Here is a 16975-nt window from a genome sequence, read left to right on the forward strand (position 1 = left end):
AATATCTCCCTTCATTCATTCTTTGATAAGCACTTCCAACTTTTGGGCTATAGCCTCTGAGGTTGGAAGCAGTTCCTTGTATGCCTCCGGCAATTCGGGTGATAGGCTGTATGTTGCCACCCCGATAGGCATTGTAGAAGTTTTGAGGGCATATTCTACAATCGTTCGGCTCTTGGATTTACAGATGATAATGCCGATGGCAGGATTTTCATGCGGGAGCCTCACGGTATCATTCAGTACATTGAGATAAAACTCCATCTTTCCTTTATATTCAGGCTTGAACTCTCCGATTTTCAGTTCCACTGCAATCATTGCCTGCAAGCGTCGGTTGTAAAGCAGCAGGTCGATGAAGTACTCCCTGCCATCCACTTCCAATCGGTATTGGTTTCCCATAAAAGAAAAGTCCGTTCCGAACTCCATCAGAAAAGAGCGGATATTCTTGATGATAGCCTGTTCCAACTCATATTCCGAATGTTCCTCTCCCAGTCCGATAAAATCCAGCATATACTCGTCTTTTACGGCAAGCACCGCTTGGTTGCGGATGTTTTCGGGCAGCGTGGTATCAAAGTTGCTTTGTCCGAGCAAAAAGTTCTCATATGTTTTCAGTTCTATCTTGTGTATCAGCACATCCTTAGTCCAACCGTATTTCTTAGTCGCCAGAATATAGAACTGTCTCTGCTGCGTCTCCTTGCACTTAGTCAGAATAACGATATGCTTCGACCAGCTAATTTCTCCAACTAATGGTTGGAGAATTTCGTTCGATTGATATTCTGCGTAAAATCGTGCCATGTCCCACATATTGGAAACTCCGAAGCCCTTGATTCCCGGGAACTCTTTTTGTATGTCCTGTGAGAGGTTTTCCACAACGGATTTTCCCCAACCGAGAGCCTTCTGCTGTTCGGTAATTCGTCTGCCTATCTCCCAATAGAGAGTTATCATTTCCTTATTGACGGCTTTCAATGCCTCATACTGTGCAGAGCGGATTCGCTTTGTTATCTCTTCCTTAAAACTCAGGTATTCCGCCGATGTGAGCGGTATATTGTGCGTACTCATATTCTTTCTTCTTTATAGTATGCTTGTACCTCTTACCGAAAAGCCTTTATGACCCTGAACACTGCCCACAAGCAGGTAAAAGGAGCGGTAAAGACTCCGATGACAACAAAGAGGAGGAGTTTGAGGATGTAGTAAACTATCCACTGCCCGTTTGTCCCTGCTACCATTTTATAAGGAATGTACTTTTCCACAAAGAGATAGCCCGACCATATCGCCATTAGCGTATATCCGGACATCCATCGCATATCCTCAAAACCTTTGGTCGCCAAAAAGTTCCACTTGAAACCTATGGCAAACAGAGCTGCCAAGAGTAACAAACTACATACGCTCCTCCACTTCTCGCCTTGTCTTCTCTTTTGAAAACAAGGCGTGCAAAGTATCGGCACATACCTTTCTGCACATTCAGGGCAAAGTCCCTTTCCGCAATCGGAACATCGGGCTATCGCCGGCTGTTCTATGTGATTAAAGCAATTCATCTGATTCAAATTCTTACGACTTCAAAAATACAAAAATCCACTTGTTGAGCCAAGAAAATTACCACTTATTTTTATGATTTCTTGGTAGTTAAGAGCTTGGATAGTTCGGGATCATTAGCTATCCGTAGCAACTCTCGCTCCACGATTTCCCGCACCTCCGTCTTGACACGGTCATAGTTCGCCTTTATCTCCTGTTCCATCATATCCTCTCCATCTTCATTTGTAAAGTCAGTAAGAACAGGTATCGGACGATAGGCTGCCGTTTCCCTTGCCACCCTCGCATTGTCCACCACAATCTCACAGTGGAAAATCTTCTGTTCGATGCGTTCGGAGAAATTATCGGCAACCGCTCCTACAAACATACCTTGCGTGAGTGTGGAAATTTTGCTCTGAGGTATCAGGCTGTCCATCTGTGTGGAGATGGAAGTGGTCTTGTCGCTACGGGTGATGCTCATACTCTGCCGTTTCTGAAGCACCTTGCCAAACCTCTCCGAGAGCGTCTTTGCCGTCTCACCGACCACCTGTCCCGAAAAAATGTTCCCGACCGTGTTCATTACCACGGCAGCTTCCTTGTCTCCATAATCCCGCTTCAACTGGGAGAAGTCCTGAAAACCTAAACAAACCGCCACTTTGTTGCTTCGTGCGGTGGCAATCAGGTTGTCCAATCCCTTGAAATAGATGGTAGGCAACTCGTCTATCAGCACCGAACTTTTCAGCATTCCTTTCTTATTGATGAGTTTGACAATGCGCGAATTGTACAATCCCAATGCCGCCCCATAGATGTTCTGCCTGTCGGGATTGTTTCCCACACATAGGATTTTGGGAGCTTGGGGATTGTTGATGTCCAATGTAAAATCATCTCCCGTCATAATCCAATAGAGTTGCGGACTGATCATCCTTGACAGCGGTATCTTGGCAGAGGCTATCTGTCCTTGCAACTGGTCTGCCGCCCCTCCGAGCCAAGCGTCCATGAAAGGAGAAAGATAGTTCTCCAATTCAGGATAAGAGGTGAGTATCGGGAAAATATCCTCGTACTTGCGGCAGAGAAACTCAATGGCGTGCGGAAAGGTGCAGTACTTGCCACCTTCAAAGATGCGGAGATACCAGATGATGGCGGCAAAGAGGACGATGGGCGACTCCACGAAGAAATCCCCCTGCTTCTGCACCCACGTTTTGTTCAGGTTGAGCATAATCGTATAAGCCGATTCATAGGCATCCGATATGTCGCTCATGAAATCGGGGTGTATCGGATTGCAGCGGTGCGACCGTCTCGGGTCATCGAAGTTGATCACATAAAACTTCGGCTTGACCTTATAGCCATTTGAATGATGCAGCAGATGATTATACACAATCGTGGAGAGGTCGGGATACTTGAAATCATAACAGTATAACGCAAAGCCTTTCTCAATCTGCTGCTTGATGAAATTGTTGATGATGGCATAGGACTTGCCGCTGCCCGGTGTTCCCAAGACGGATACCGCACGGAAAGGATTGACCACGTTTATCCAACCCTTGTTCCACTTCTTACGATAATAGAAACGGGTCGGCAGATTGACCGAGTACTCGTTTTCCAATAGCCTTGTCTCCTGCATAAAGGATTCGTTTTCCTGATTGAAGACATCCTCCATCAGGTTGTTCTTCAAGAGCCGGCTCATATAGAGTCCCGCCATCAGCAGACAAACATACCCTACGGTTATCGTAAAAGTATAGAGAGCCGCATTCGCCTCTATGGGTAGTGGCAAGGCGAGTATCCACCAATTAAGGAAGAAAAAGACAAAGCCGATGCCCATGAATGCTCCTATTTTCGCCCAAGTGATGTGCTCCTCTTTCACGCCTTTCGTGCCCAGACAGGAAAGACCCATCAGTACCAGCGCAAAGAGTTTGGTATAAAGCATGTTGCCGAACAGCCCCGCCGTGCGATGGAAATTCATCAGTATCCTGTCCACCACACCGATGTTCAGTCCCCATAGTTTGATGGTTTCGTAACAATACCAATAGAGGTGGGCAACTACCAAAATAATACTTACGGCACGCAGAAAATCCATAATTTTCGCCAGTGCCCTCAAATCATCTTCTTGTTGTGACATAGTCTGTTGTTTTTAGAGTTTACGATGTTTTCTTTTCTTACGCTGCATTCTTCTTCTGAACTGCTCTTCCTCCCAATCCGTACCGTGAGCCTCCAACGGCAGGTCAAGCAGACCTCCCAATACGGAGTCTTCATCCGAGTTCGAGGTTTGGGAAAGACTACTTTTTTCACTCTGCTGTATAGAATCGGACAGTTCGGGGTGCGGACGGTCGAACCATTCTGCTACGGCATTCGCCGAAAGTTCCTTGCCCAATCGTGAGCCATTGACCACACATCCGTTATTGTGGTCTATGAAGGTGATGCCATAGAGCCTACCTTCTTCGTTTTCACGGAAGAGTACATCAATACCCTTGCGATGGAGATTATCCCTAAAATCCTCTCTTGTGGCTGAACGATTCATAGCCTGTTCCACGCCCCACTTGGTTTTAGGTGCAAACTGTTTCTCTTTCAACTTTTCTTTGGCAGTCTTGAATCGGTTTTGCAGGGCTTCATATCCGACAGATTTCCCAAAGACCGAGGACTTGAATGGATTTCCAAACTTTTTGCCATTTTCATCCGTGACAAAATAGACCAGCCCGTTGTAAGGCTTTCCGTGTACTTCTCCCTTAACTTCCTCCACACATATATTATAGGTGGAAAGCAAGGTTCGGTATTCTTTGAAACTCGGACAATGGTAGAATTTGGCTGCCGGTTTGATGACCGAAACCAGTTGCTTTTTAAGGCTTCCCTCTTCGGGACGGACTTTCCGCAAGCGAAACGCTTCCTTGAATTGTTTCCTGTCGGCAGGGTGTAATCCATACTTTTGCTCCATCTCCCGTGTGATACGCTTGCTGGCGTAGAAGTTATTCCCATCGTTAATCTTCCGTCCCGTCTCATCCACTGCCAAGGTCACGATGTGTAGATGATGCCGGTCTATGTCCTCATGCTTATAGACCACGAAAGGCTGATTGCCATAACCCATCTTCTCAATATACTCCAATGCAATGACGGAGAACTGTTCATCGGAGAGCTTGTCATCGGGATGCGGGTTCAGGGAGATATGAATAATGGGCTTTTTCGTGCGAATTTGGCTTGGCATATATGCCATAAAGTCTTGCATGCAAGCAGTAATATCATGCCCACCATCGGCAGGACAGAACACCTTATTCGTCTCCAAGATCTTTGCTACACCTTCGTTTACCTTCTCTCCATTGTACGCCAATGCCCCATATAGTGAGCTTCCGTAACTTATTTTTGCGACCATTTCTCTTGAAATTCTCGGGTTAATTGCACAATTTCCCCTCCGATGACCGCCAATTCGAGTGTCATTTTCTCCAACTTGGCGAGCATCGCAAAGGCTTTCTTCTCCGTAAAATTGCTTTTCAAAGCGACTACAGTTTGATTATAATTCACTCCGACACTGCGAAATTGTCCGTACAAAGTCGTCAGTTTCTGATAATAATCGAGCAACGAGCGATCCACTTTTATCACCCGAAAGGTCTCGTTGAAAACTCTTGCCTTGATGAATGCCGATAAACTCTGAACACCTGCCACTTCCTTCATAGATAGGAATTGTGCAAATTCGGTAGGCGTGAAATTAACGGAAACACGCTTCTCCGTCTTCTCTTTGGAGCTTATACTCCTCATTTCCTTTTGTCTCATTTGTTTACTATGGATTTTAGTGTTTCACGACATCACCGGCATTTGAGGCATCGCATTCTTCTTATCAAGAAAAAACGACTTCGGAGTTTTTTCAGCTCTCTGCAAGAGCAAGGGTTTTATGCTGCAAAAACGAAGTCGTGCAGCATAAGACATACCTTGCTATTTGCACGGACGCAAATAAATCCGTCCCGAAGGACGGTGCGTTACCTTCTCGAAAAGAATATCTCCTAATGCCTTCAATGCACCGGCTCATCGCTTGGGTGCAAAGTTACTACCTATTGTGTATAAGTTAGTTACAAGCAACGAAGCCATAAACAACCAAATCGAAGCCACAAGTACGCACTTAGTAAAAAGGGGGCGAAAACAGCTTGAAAGACATCTATATTTGCCCCGTCAGACAGGTGTTCACCGGTAGGAGGGCATACCAACTTCCACAAGTCTAAACACCTGTTTGTAGCTACTTGAACAGGCAACCAAGGGTATGGCAATAGGAATGAGAATGGGCATAGGGCAGCAGCTCCGTATATACTTGCACAAGTGTACAATGGGAGACGTGCGGGAGGATGTATGCAAGTGTATCCCCCGTCATGTTTTCCGATACTTAGGCAAGGAGGGAAATCCCCCTCCAAGTAAGGCTCTATTCCCTTATCAAAGCCTCCGGCGGTATGCCCACATGGAAATCCATTTCCTTATGGCGGCAATTCCCCATCTGCCTTTTCAGAGGAGTAAAACAAGGTGTGCATACACCTTCCCATCCATATATGTAAAACCATTAAACAGAAAATGAAATGAAAAAGAAACCTGTTTTTATCGCCTTCTCCACTCAGAAGGGTGGTGTCGGCAAAACGACCTTCACGGTCTTGGCAGCAAGTTACCTGCACTATGTTTGCGGGTATAATCTGATTGTCGTGGATTGCGATTATCCGCAATTCAGCATCAATGCCATGCGTCAGCGTGATGCACAAGGCTTGGAACGCAACCCATCGCTGCAGGAATTGGCTGTCGCCCAGTTCTCCGGTGGGTCTAAGTCCACATACACCATTCTATGTTCAACGGCAGATACAGCCGTGGAAACAGTCAGGGAATATCTGGAAACGAATGAAGCGGATACGGATTTCGTCTTCTTTGACCTGCCCGGCACCATCAACAACGATGGTGTGGTGAACACGCTCTCCGGAATGGATTACATCTTTACGCCGATCTCCGCAGACCGTATCTCGTTGGAGAGTACCCTGAGTTTTGCCTCCGTCATCAAGACAGGCATCACCGACAATCCACAGACGGAGAATAAAGGGATATACCTTTTCTGGAACATGGTGGACGGCAGGGAGAAGACACCGCTCTATGCGCTGTACGAAACAGTGATTGCCGAATTGGGACTTCCTCTTTTGCCGACTGCTGTCCCCAATACGACACGCTATAAGAAAGAGGCGACAGATAATGGGGCGACACTGTTTCGTTCCACCATCTTTCCTCCTTCCCGCACCCTTTTGCGAGGCAGCAAATTGAAAGAACTTGTAGAAGATATTCTTAACATCATTAGAACAGAAGATTATGGCAGAGAAGAATAAAGGAAAGGTCGATCCCGTAGCCATTCGGGAATTGATTTCACAGGGTATCCCGATGAAAAAGAAAGAGAGTGAGATGGCTGCATCAGCCACAGTCGAGGAAAAGAAAAACGATATGACTGAAGTACCCCAAGAAACGGCGGAAGAATTCCATTCTCCCATTCGTACCCGTCGCAGGAATGTCGCCAAGGGAGACTATGTATCACTCTTCATGCACCGCAATGATTTGTTTGACCGAAAGGCTATCTACATCTCCAAAGAATTGCAGGATAAGCTGGCGGAGATTGTCCTCTTCATCAGGAAGCGGGAAATGACGCTGGGAATGTATGTCGAAAATATCCTCCTCAAACATTTAGAGGACTACAAGGAAGAAATCAACCGGTTAAGCGAACAGAATTTCAAGAAATTATTGTGACATGAAACAGACATTTTTCATTCTGCTGCTGGTCGGCTTAGCCTATCTCGGCAGCGTGCAGGTCGTGCGTTTCCTGTACGACCTCTATCGAAAAGCCAAGCGACTCTATCAAGACTTAAGACTCTTCTTTAAGGAACGGGGAAAAGACAAAGTCGTTGTTACTATACGTATTCCCAAGCGGGAGTTCGTACAAGAGGAGAATGTCCTGTTGGCCGAACTTCCCATAACACCCGAAGAGGAGGACGAGGAGAATAGCAAGCCTGTTCTATCTTCGGAACTTCTGGATATGGAGAGTGAAGAGGAGTACGTTCAGGTGGAGTTTGAGGGAGAAAGCCATTCTCTCTCAGAAAGTATCACTGCGAAAGAACTGCACCACATGGGAAGTGTCCTGTCCCGTAAGGAGGTTCCCATAGAGGAAGAGGTCAAAGCGGCAGAAACCATCTGTAAGTTGCACGATTCACCGATGCTCCAAGAGATAGAGAAAGTTGCCGGCGGACGTATCCATGAACTGCTGGAACGTGTCATGAATCAAGCTCACAAGGCGGTTCAGTCCGGGAACTTCGATTACAGCAAATTTATCAAGATATAGTATTCACCCATCAAAAGAAAAATCATGAGCAATCCGATTCACATCGCCATTGCATCCCCTTTGGGAGGTGTCGGCAAAACCACGCTTACCGTACTTGCGGCAAGTACCCTTCATTATCATTTAGGATACAGCGTTGCGGTAATAGACTGCAATTATCCGCTCTATACGACGGCTTACCTAAGGGGAAAAGAAACTGAGGGACAAAATAAGCAAGGATTTTCCGATAAGTGCCTCAAAAATATGATGCGGCAACCATTATGGCTTCAACCCTATCCAATTGTTTGTGTCCCCATAGCAAAAACATGGAAGGAAGCAGAGCGACTCAATACGGGAATTCGCCCCAAGTGTATCTTTTTCGACCTGCCGCCATTGATGCGAACCGAAGGTACGGTGGAGTTATTGACCCGTATGGATGCGGTCATCTTTCCCGTTACGGGTAATCCGATGGATGCCGATGCCGTCCGCCGCTTCATTGAGATTGTAGGCGAACAGGTATTAACCATGGGCAAGGGAAGCATCAAGGAACTCTGCCTGCTTCGTAACATGGTCGGCTCTTGGGAAAAAGAAGAAGTCCAAGAACGCTGTCGAACGCTTGCCGATGAGACGGGAGCTGTACTTATGCAGACCTCCTTGCCATATTCCAAACATTTCCGTCCATGCTTCGCTGACGGCAAGGCGGGTATCTGCACGCTCCGTTCTCCAAGAGGCGGAACATCAGGTCGGCTTGCCGATAGTTTGGGAAAAGAACTACTCGAAATCATCTCCCGCCTATGTTCCGAGTAGTTTTTATAGCATTCCTGCTCTATCTCCTATATTTGCTTCTATTCTTTGGATACGAACGGAGAAAGAGAATGGCAAGACGAAAAGCCAAAAGGGAAGATCTCACAGAAGAGGTTTCCGAGGCTGAAATCATCGGTAAAAGTCGCTTTCAAATATGCCACTCGAAGCCACAAGTACGCAGTTATCCGGAAGTCGATTCTACGGGGAAAAAGAGTTCTACATTTGCCATGGAAAACGGAAACGAGCACTCCGGAGATACGGGAGGACTTCCTGAAATCGACGATGTTCCCCTCTGGTATGAAACGGATGGGGCAACGGCAGGAGAAGAGGAAGAGGTCGAAGTGGCAGTGCCGAACGCTGAAAAGGAGACATACGACGGAGGAATTGACTTTGCACGGGTGCAGGAAGCCTTGTCGGTCATACACCGAAACGCCTCTTCCATAGCGGAGCGACAAAGAGCCGGTGAGACATTGACCGAATTGGAAGGCACTCGTCTGATGGAAACACTCCGAAGCGACAAAGTTCGTTCTTCCACGATAGACGATATTGTCCGCAACCGTTTTGAAGAGCTTTATGTTCCCTCTGAGGGCAAGGGCAAATAGTAACAAACCCATTAAACAGTCAAAGACGATGAAAGAAAAAGAGTACGGCTGACATACGAGAGAAGCCACCACTGAAATCCGAAAGTAACAACAGTATTCACCCGTCGAGAGAACATATCCAATCCTCTCGGCACAAAACAAAGATTTATGACCAAAAGACATTTTCTTATCGCAGCCGTTCTGCTGCTTTCCGCCTATTCCGCCTTTGCCCAAGGCAACGGCTTGTCGGGCATCAACCAAGCCACCAACATGGTAACGTCCTATTTTGACCCTGCCACGAAACTCATCTACGCCATCGGTGCGGTCGTGGGACTTATCGGCGGGGTAAAGGTCTATTCAAAGTTCTCGTCAGGCGACCCGGACACTTCGAAAACCGCTGCAAGCTGGTTTGGAGCCTGTATCTTCCTTATTGTCGCAGCCACCATTTTAAGAAGTTTCTTCCTCTAAGCCTATGGAGACCTATCCCATCAACAAGGGGATCGGTCGTTCGGTAGAGTTTCAGGGACTCAAAAGCCAATACCTGTTCATCTTCGCAGGAGGGCTGCTCGCCCTCTTCGTGCTGTTTGTCATCCTCTACATGGCGGGTGTCAATCAATGGATTTGTATCGGATTCGGAGGTACTGCCGCAGCCATCTTGGTGTGGCAGACCTTCTCCCTGAACAGGAAGTATGGGGAACACGGCCTGATGAAGCGTTCCGCGCTGCACAGCCATCCCCGTTACCTCATCAACCGACGACGCATTCCCCGTCTGCTACGGTACAAGGAGCTGCCAAGACGAAAGAGAAGAGAACGTAAAAGAACAAACAAAGGAAAGGAGGACAAAGAATGAGAAACGTACTGAAAGCCACCACGCTGGAAAACCGCTTCCCGCTGCTTGCCGTCGAAGAGGGCTGCATCATCTCGAAGGACGCCGACATCACGGTCGCTTTCCGTGTGGACTTGCCCGAACTCTATACGGTGACGAGTGCGGAGTATGCCTCTATCCATTCTTCTTGGGTAAAGGCAATCAAGGTGTTGCCGACCTACAGCGTCGTACACAAGCAGGATTGGTTTGTCAAGGAGGGCTACCGTCCGGACTTGCAAAAGGAGGAGATGAGTTTCCTCTCCCGCAGTTTCGAGCGACACTTCAATGAGCGACCGTTCTTGAATCACGCCTGCTATCTGTTCCTGACCAAGACGACCAAGAACCGCAACCGGCAGCAAAGCAACTTCTCCACCCTCTGCCGAGGACATATCATCCCCAAGGAGGTACGGGACAAGGATACTGCCCGCAAGTTCCTCGAAGCGACCGAGCAATTCGAGCGGATTATGAACGAAAGCGGTTTTATTCGCCTCTCTCGCCTAACGGACGAGGAGATTATCGGGACGGCGGAGACACCGGGACTGATTGAGAAGTATTTCTCGCTGTCCCTCTCCGACACGACGGTTTTGGAGGACATCGACCTCAAAGCCGACCAAATGCGTATCGGTGATAAGCGACTCTGCCTGCATACCCTTTCCGATACGGAAGACCTGCCCGGGCTGGTAGGCACGGATATGCGCTATGAGCGTTTATCCACTGACCGCAGCGACTGCCGCCTTTCCTTTGCCGCACCCGTGGGACTGTTGCTGCCGTGCAGCCATATCTACAACCAGTATGTGCTCATTGACGACAGTGCGGAGAACCTGCAACGCTTTGAGAAGAATGCACGGAACATGTACTCGCTCTCCCGCTACAGCCGAAGCAACCAGATCAATAAGCAGTGGATAGACGAGTATCTGAATGAGGCGCACAGCTTTGGGCTTACCTCCGTCCGCTGCCACTGCAACGTGCTGGCATGGAGCGAGGACGGCGAGGAACTCCGATGTATCCGCAACGACGTGGGCAGCCAGCTTGCCTTGATGGAGTGCAAGCCACGGCACAACACCGTGGACGTGCCTACGCTCTTTTGGGCAGGCATCCCGGGCAATGAAGCCGACTTCCCCGCCGAAGAGAGTTTCTACACCTTCATCGAACAGGCGGTCTGCTTCTTCAACGAGGAGACCAACTACCAAGATTCGCTCTCACCGTTCGGCATCAAGATGGCAGACCGCAGCGGCAAGCCGATTCACCTTGACATCTCCGACCTGCCGATGAAGAAAGGCATCATCACGAACCGTAACAAGTTCATCTTGGGACCCTCGGGCAGCGGTAAGTCGTTTTTCACCAACCATCTCTTGAGGCAGTACTGGGAACAGAATACCCATATCGTCTTAGTGGACACGGGAAACAGCTATCAGGGGCTGTGCGAGATGATACGCCACAAGACGCAGGGTGAGGACGGGGTCTATTTCACCTACACGGACGAAAGCCCCATCAGCTTCAACCCGTTCTATACACCGGACAAGGTGTTCGACGTGGAGAAGCGCGAGAGCATCAAGACATTGCTGCTGACCCTTTGGAAGAAGGATAACGAACCTGCCACACGCTCGGAGGAGGTCGCCCTCTCCAATGCCGTGTCGCTCTTTATCGAACGTATCAAGACGGACGACGGCATCGTACCCTCATTCAACAGCTTTTATGAGTTTCTCACTACCGATTATGCGACTTTGCTCCATGATAAGAAGGTCAGGGAAAAGGATTTTGACTTGGCTAATTTTCTCAACGTGCTGGAGCCGTACTATAAGGGTGGAGAATACGACTATCTATTGAACTCGGACAAGCAGCTCGATCTCTTGAACGCCCGCTTTATCGTCTTCGAAATCGACGCGATAAAGGATCATCCCATCCTTTTCCCCATCACGACCATCATCATTATGGAACTCTTCATCAACAAGATGCGACGGCTGAAGGGAATACGGAAAGTCATCCTTATCGAGGAGGCTTGGAAGGCGATTGCGTCCGCAAATATGGCGGGATATATAAAATACCTCTACAAAACGGTAAGAAAATTCTTCGGCGAGGCGGTCGTGGTTACACAGGAGGTGGACGACATCATCCAGTCGCCCATTGTCAAGGAAAGTATCATCAACAATTCCGACTGCAAGATACTGCTTGACCAGCGCAAGTACATGAACAAGTTCGATCAGATACAGGAACTCTTGGGACTGACGGACAAGGAACGGGGGCAGATACTCTCCATCAACCAGAGCAACGATGCCACAAGGTTATACAAGGAGGTGTGGATTGGGCTGGGTGGCGTACAGTCCGCCGTCTATGCCACGGAAGTGTCGAAAGCCGAATACCTCACCTACACGACGGAAGAGACGGAGAAGATGCGTGTGCTTGCCAGAGCCGAGCAACTTGGCGGCAACATGGAGCTTGCCGTCAGGCAACTTGCCGAAGAGAATTAGACAACAATAACATTCACTAAAATCCAAAGTAAAATGAGAAAGAAAATTTTAATGCTTATGGCGTGCGGTTGTCTCATGGCAGGTAGCGCACACGCCCAGTGGGTGGTCACAGACCCCACCAACCTTGCACAGAGCATCATCAACACCACCAAGGAAATCGTGCAGACCTCCAAGACGGTCAAGAACACGCTCGACAACTTCAAGGAGGTGGAGAAGCTCTACAATGAGAGCAAGAAGTACTACGATGCCCTGAAAAAGGTGAACGACCTCGTTCGTGATGCCCAAAGGGTAAAGGAGACCATTCTGATGGTCGGGGAAATCTCCGACATCTATGTGAACAACTACAAGAAGATGCTCTCCGACCCGAACTTCCGACCGGAGGAACTGATAGCCATTGCCAACGGCTATACCAAACTGCTCGGAGAGAGCAACAACCTGCTCAAGGAACTGAAACAGGTGGTGAACATCACCACACTGAAGATGACCGACAAGGAGCGTATGGACGTGGTGGACCACTGCTACAAGGAGGTGAGGGACTACCGCAACCTCGTGCGCTACTACACCAACAAGAACATCTCCGTGAGTTACCTCAGAGCCAAGGCGAAGAAGGATGCGGACAGGGTACTTGACCTGTACGGGACGGACAACGAAAGATACTGGTAGCCATGGGAGCGGAATTTGACAATCTGCATCAGGTGCTCCGTTCGCTTTATACGGAGATGATGCCCATGTGCGGCGACATGATTGCCGTTGCAAAGGGAATTGCGGGCTTGGGTGCTCTCTTCTATGTGGCACTCAGGATATGGCAGACGCTTGCCCGTGCCGAGCCTATCGACGTCTATCCACTGCTCCGTCCGTTCGCTCTCGGTCTCTGCATTCTCTTTTTCCCGATGGTCTTGGACACCATCAACGGTGTGCTCAGTCCCGTCGTGCAGGGAACGCACAAGATGATGGAGACGCAAACCTTCAAGATGGACGAGTACCGCAAGATGCGGGACAAGATAGAGTATGAGTCAATGGTGCGTGACCCGGAGACCGCCTACTTGGTGAGCAACGAGGAGTTCGATAAAAAAATAGATGAACTCGGTCTTTCGCCTTCGGATATGGCAACGATGGCAGGGATGTATGTGGAACGCAGTATGTACAACTTCAAAAAATGGTTCCGTAATATGGTGCGGGAGTTTTTGGAACTGCTCTTCGCCGCTTCCGCCCTGCTCATCGACACGCTCAGGACTTTCTTCCTGATTGTCCTCTCCATCTTGGGACCGATAGCCTTCGCCATCTCCGTATGGGACGGTTTTCAGAGTACCCTCACGCAATGGATTACGAGGTATGTCTCCATCTATTTCTGGCTGCCCGTGGCGGACTTGTTCAGTTCGATGCTGGCAAAAATCCAGGAACTGATGCTCAAGCACGACATCACACAGTTACAGAACGACCCGACCTATTCCATAGATGCCTCGAACGGTGTGTATTTGGTCTTTATGATCATCGGTATCATCGGCTACTTTACCGTTCCCACCGTTGCCGGTTGGATTATCCAAGCGGGAGGTGCAGGGAACTATGGCAAGAACGTGGGACTTGCTGCTTCAAAGGGTGCAGGTATCGCAGGTGCCGTGGGTGGAGCCGTCGGCGGTTTCGCCGGAGGACACGCACGAAATGCGATGAACTATGCGGGTAGCAAGGGCAAGGAGATTGCCGGGAAGTTATTTCATCGGGGAGGAAACAAATCCTCCGAACCATCGGAACAAAATTAAAAAGCTATGGAATTTAAGTCATTAAAGAATATCGAAACGAGTTTCAGGCAGATACGCCTCTTTACCTTGGTCGTCATCTGCCTGTGTGCTACCCTTGCGGGCTATTCGGTATGGAGTGCCTACTCCTTTGCCGAAGCCCAGAGGCAGAAAATATATGTATTGGATGGCGGTAAGTCGCTGATGCTCGCCCTGTCGCAGGATCTGTCGCAGAATAGACCCGCGGAAGCCAAGGAGCATATCCGCCGCTTCCACGAACTGTTCTTCACGCTTTCACCAGACAAGAATGCGATTGAAAGCAATATCTCCCGTGCATTGCTCTTGGCGGACAAGAGTGCCTACAACTATTATCGGGATTTCTCAGAGAAGGGATATTACAACCGTATCATTGCGGGCAACATCAACCAAGTCGTGCAGGTGGACAGCGTGGTATGCAACTTCAACCGCTATCCGTATTCCGCAAGGACGTATGCCCGACAGTTGATTATCCGTGCCAGCAACGTCACGGAACGCAGCCTCGTTACGGAGTGCCGCCTGCTGAACACGAACCGAAGCGACGACAACCCGAACGGTTTTAACATCGAGGGATTTGAGATTTTGGAGAACAAGGACATCAGTACCCGTAAGCGATGAAAAAGAAAAGTCTGTTCCGAATGATGCAGGAGGGAGCGGAGGCAAGGCTCCGCCGCCTGTGCGGACGCATCCCCGCTCATTTGAGGCTGTATGTCGTCCTGACGATGCTTCTCTTTTTCGCCATACTTGCCAACTATGTTTTCTTCAACGGTTTGTACCGTATCTTCTCAGACGGAGACTCCGAGGAGGAAACGTTACCGGCAATCGAGCATATCGAAACCCCTGAAGTAAGGCGGCTCTATCCCAACGACAGTATCAACCTATTAAAGTATTACGATTATGTACCCATTCAAAAGAAAGACAGCCTCCAATACGAGCACCTCGCCTGAACTGACGGAGGAAGAAAAACAAAGGCGAAAGAAGTTTGTCATTTACCCGCTGATGTTCCTGCTTTTTGCAGGCTGTATGTGGCTCATCTTTGCCCCATCGAAGAAAGAGGAGGAGCAGGACAGCCAAGGTTTCAATACGGAAATGCCGGATCCGCAAGCCTCGGAACTCATCGGCGATAAGAAGAAAGCCTACGAAAAGGAGATGATGGAACAGAAGGAACAGGAACGAAGCCGTGCCATGCAAAGCCTCAGTTCCATGTTCGGGGAGATGACAGGAGGACAACCGGTGCAGAGTTCCGAAGAGTTGGCATTGAAGACGGATTTGTCGGAAAGAGATAACGGTTTCGGCTCTCGTACCACTGCTCCACAAGAGGGATTCCATGCTTCGGCTTCCGCTTACCAAGACATCAACCGCACGCTCGGCAGTTTCTATGAAGCACCAAGAGAAGACCCGGAAAAAGAGGAAATGCGTACCCGTTTGAAGGAGTTGGAAAGTCGTATGAGTGCCGAGCAGCAGTCGCCCGCTATAACCGTGAACGACCAGATGGCACTGCTCGAAAAATCCTATCAACTGGCAGCCAAGTATATGCCCGCAGGAGGTAATGGACAATCTGCTTCGGTGACACATACCTCGGGGAATGAGACGGCTTCCGAAAGGAAAGCGGTCTCTTCCGGTCGCAATGGAAAGGCAATGGCGTTTCCTGTCAGGCAGGTGAGCGGTCAAGTGGTGTCGGCTCTGGCACAGCCGATGAGCGACTCGACTTTCCGCTCCGAATATGTCAAGGAGAGGAACTATATGTTTCAAACGGCTATCGGGACAATCTCACAGACGGAGAGAAACACCATATCAGCCTGTGTGTATAACAATCAGACGGTTATGGATGGGCAGACGGTGCGTTTCCGTCTCTTGGAGCCGATGTTGGTATCGGGCAGGGAGATTCCACGCAATGCCCTTGTCGTGGGAACGGCAAAGTTGCAGGGCGAACGACTCTCCATTGTCATTTCCTCATTGGAGTATCGGGGAAGCATCATTCCCGTGGAGCTGTCGGTCTATGACACGGACGGACAGGCAGGGATATTCATTCCCGGCTCGATGGAACGCAGTGCCGCCAAGGAAATCGTTGCGGGTATGGGGACATCCGTAGGCAGCAGCGTGAACATCTCCACTGATGCAAAAGCACAGCTTGCCTCCGACCTCGGCAAGGGGCTGATACAGGGAACAAGCCAATACTTTGCAAAGAAGATGCGTACCGTCAAGGTGCATCTGAAGGCAGGTTATAAGGTGCTACTCTATCAGCCAGAGAACAAGTAAATCACAATTATTATTCACCACTTTAATCCAAAGTAAAATGAAAAGAACAGTTTTAGCCATCGCCCTGATGCTGGGCGTAGTCTGTGCGAACGCACAGGAAACAACTTCAAGCGGAGACCTCTATGAGGGACTGACACGTAAAATCGCCTTTGAGCGCATGATACCGCCTCACGGGTTGGAAATCACCTACGATAAGACGGTGCACATCATCTTCCCCTCCGCCGTTCGCTATGTGGATTTGGGTTCGCCCAACCTCATTGCGGGTAAGGCGGACGGAGCGGAGAACGTCATCCGTGTGAAAGCGACGGTCAAGAACTTCCGGGAGGAGACGAATATGAGCGTCATCACGGAGGACGGTGCGTTTTACACCTTTAGTGCGCCCATAATAGGGGCTTGATAATAATCACTTTGGCAAGTGATTAGGT

General features: G+C 49.0%; 18 protein-coding genes and 1 pseudogene. 14 read left to right on the plus strand and 5 right to left on the minus strand.

Going from position 1 to position 16975, the window contains the following annotated elements; all coding sequences use genetic code 11:
• Window positions 1-15 precede the first annotated feature (15 nt).
• From HMPREF9304_RS08460 to mobA, 5 genes are all read right to left on the minus strand, one after another.
• Window positions 16-1053: a PDDEXK nuclease domain-containing protein gene (locus HMPREF9304_RS08460; RefSeq protein ID WP_023058422.1), complete on the minus strand. Its 1038-nt coding sequence runs from the start codon at window positions 1051-1053 to the stop codon at window positions 16-18.
• A 32-nt stretch (window positions 1054-1085) separates the two neighbouring features.
• Window positions 1086-1289 (minus strand): permease of the drug/metabolite transporter, encoded by a 204-nt coding sequence (locus HMPREF9304_RS15235; protein ID WP_196491339.1) that lies wholly within the window; start codon window positions 1287-1289, stop codon window positions 1086-1088.
• Between the two features lie 311 nt (window positions 1290-1600).
• The gene (gene mobC, locus HMPREF9304_RS08470) at window positions 1601-3616 is read right to left on the minus strand and encodes a conjugal transfer protein MobC (protein WP_023058402.1); all 2016 of its coding nucleotides are present in this window, start codon (window positions 3614-3616) and stop codon (window positions 1601-1603) included.
• A 12-nt stretch (window positions 3617-3628) separates the two neighbouring features.
• On the minus strand, window positions 3629-4858 hold the full coding sequence (mobB, locus tag HMPREF9304_RS08475; RefSeq protein ID WP_036928206.1) for a conjugal transfer protein MobB: 1230 nt from the start codon (window positions 4856-4858) through the stop codon (window positions 3629-3631).
• Window positions 4843-5256, minus strand: a complete 414-nt coding sequence (gene mobA, locus HMPREF9304_RS08480; RefSeq protein ID WP_036873522.1) for a conjugal transfer protein MobA — start codon at window positions 5254-5256, stop codon at window positions 4843-4845. Before mobA ends, mobB begins: the two co-directional genes overlap by 16 nt.
• A gap of 788 nt (window positions 5257-6044) precedes the next feature.
• Between mobA and HMPREF9304_RS08490 the strand changes: the two genes are divergently transcribed.
• The 14 genes and pseudogenes from HMPREF9304_RS08490 to HMPREF9304_RS08555 all read left to right on the plus strand — a co-directional run.
• On the plus strand, window positions 6045-6827 hold the full coding sequence (locus HMPREF9304_RS08490; RefSeq protein WP_023058466.1) for a ParA family protein: 783 nt from the start codon (window positions 6045-6047) through the stop codon (window positions 6825-6827).
• Window positions 6811-7239 carry a DUF3408 domain-containing protein gene (locus tag HMPREF9304_RS08495; protein WP_004365107.1) on the plus strand — a complete coding sequence of 143 codons (429 nt, stop codon included), beginning with the start codon at window positions 6811-6813 and terminating at the stop codon, window positions 7237-7239. Before HMPREF9304_RS08490 ends, HMPREF9304_RS08495 begins: the two co-directional genes overlap by 17 nt.
• Before the next feature lies 1 nt (window position 7240).
• Window positions 7241-7828, plus strand: coding sequence for a hypothetical protein (locus HMPREF9304_RS08500; protein ID WP_023058486.1), 588 nt, complete (start codon window positions 7241-7243; stop codon window positions 7826-7828).
• Between the two features lie 24 nt (window positions 7829-7852).
• Window positions 7853-8611: a ParA family protein gene (locus HMPREF9304_RS08505; protein WP_023058465.1), complete on the plus strand. Its 759-nt coding sequence runs from the start codon at window positions 7853-7855 to the stop codon at window positions 8609-8611.
• Window positions 8599-9210: a hypothetical protein gene (locus tag HMPREF9304_RS08510; RefSeq protein WP_036873519.1), complete on the plus strand. Its 612-nt coding sequence runs from the start codon at window positions 8599-8601 to the stop codon at window positions 9208-9210. The genes HMPREF9304_RS08505 and HMPREF9304_RS08510 overlap by 13 nt, the downstream gene beginning before the upstream one ends.
• A 147-nt stretch (window positions 9211-9357) precedes the next feature.
• Window positions 9358-9657: a DUF4134 domain-containing protein gene (locus HMPREF9304_RS08515; protein ID WP_004365102.1), complete on the plus strand. Its 300-nt coding sequence runs from the start codon at window positions 9358-9360 to the stop codon at window positions 9655-9657.
• A gap of 4 nt (window positions 9658-9661) precedes the next feature.
• Window positions 9662-10039 (plus strand): DUF4133 domain-containing protein, encoded by a 378-nt coding sequence (locus HMPREF9304_RS08520; RefSeq protein WP_023058419.1) that lies wholly within the window; start codon window positions 9662-9664, stop codon window positions 10037-10039.
• A complete protein-coding gene (locus HMPREF9304_RS08525) occupies window positions 10036-12522 on the plus strand; it encodes a TraG family conjugative transposon ATPase (RefSeq protein WP_023058394.1) in 2487 nt (828 codons plus the stop codon). The genes HMPREF9304_RS08520 and HMPREF9304_RS08525 overlap by 4 nt, the downstream gene beginning before the upstream one ends.
• 33 nt (window positions 12523-12555) lie before the next feature.
• Window positions 12556-13185, plus strand: coding sequence for a DUF4141 domain-containing protein (locus HMPREF9304_RS08530; RefSeq protein ID WP_023058438.1), 630 nt, complete (start codon window positions 12556-12558; stop codon window positions 13183-13185).
• A 2-nt stretch (window positions 13186-13187) separates the two neighbouring features.
• Window positions 13188-14279 carry a conjugative transposon protein TraJ gene (gene traJ / locus HMPREF9304_RS08535; protein ID WP_036883445.1) on the plus strand — a complete coding sequence of 364 codons (1092 nt, stop codon included), beginning with the start codon at window positions 13188-13190 and terminating at the stop codon, window positions 14277-14279.
• Window positions 14280-14285: 6 nt separating this feature from the next.
• Entirely contained in the window at window positions 14286-14909 is a 624-nt protein-coding gene (gene traK, locus HMPREF9304_RS08540; protein WP_023058480.1) for a conjugative transposon protein TraK, read from the plus strand.
• A complete protein-coding gene (locus tag HMPREF9304_RS08545; RefSeq protein WP_023058404.1) occupies window positions 14906-15238 on the plus strand; it encodes a TraL conjugative transposon family protein in 333 nt (110 codons plus the stop codon). Before traK ends, HMPREF9304_RS08545 begins: the two co-directional genes overlap by 4 nt.
• Window positions 15189-16550: a conjugative transposon protein TraM gene (traM, locus tag HMPREF9304_RS08550; RefSeq protein WP_023058449.1), complete on the plus strand. Its 1362-nt coding sequence runs from the start codon at window positions 15189-15191 to the stop codon at window positions 16548-16550. The genes HMPREF9304_RS08545 and traM overlap by 50 nt, the downstream gene beginning before the upstream one ends.
• A 37-nt stretch (window positions 16551-16587) precedes the next feature.
• Window positions 16588-16926: pseudogene (locus tag HMPREF9304_RS08555) on the plus strand (DUF8473 domain-containing protein); the annotation flags it as partial.
• Between the last annotated feature and the right edge of the window lie 49 nt (window positions 16927-16975).

The sequence above is a fragment of the Hoylesella timonensis S9-PR14 genome (assembly GCF_000762405.1).
Taxonomy (GTDB): Bacteria; Bacteroidota; Bacteroidia; order Bacteroidales; family Bacteroidaceae; genus Prevotella; species Prevotella timonensis_A.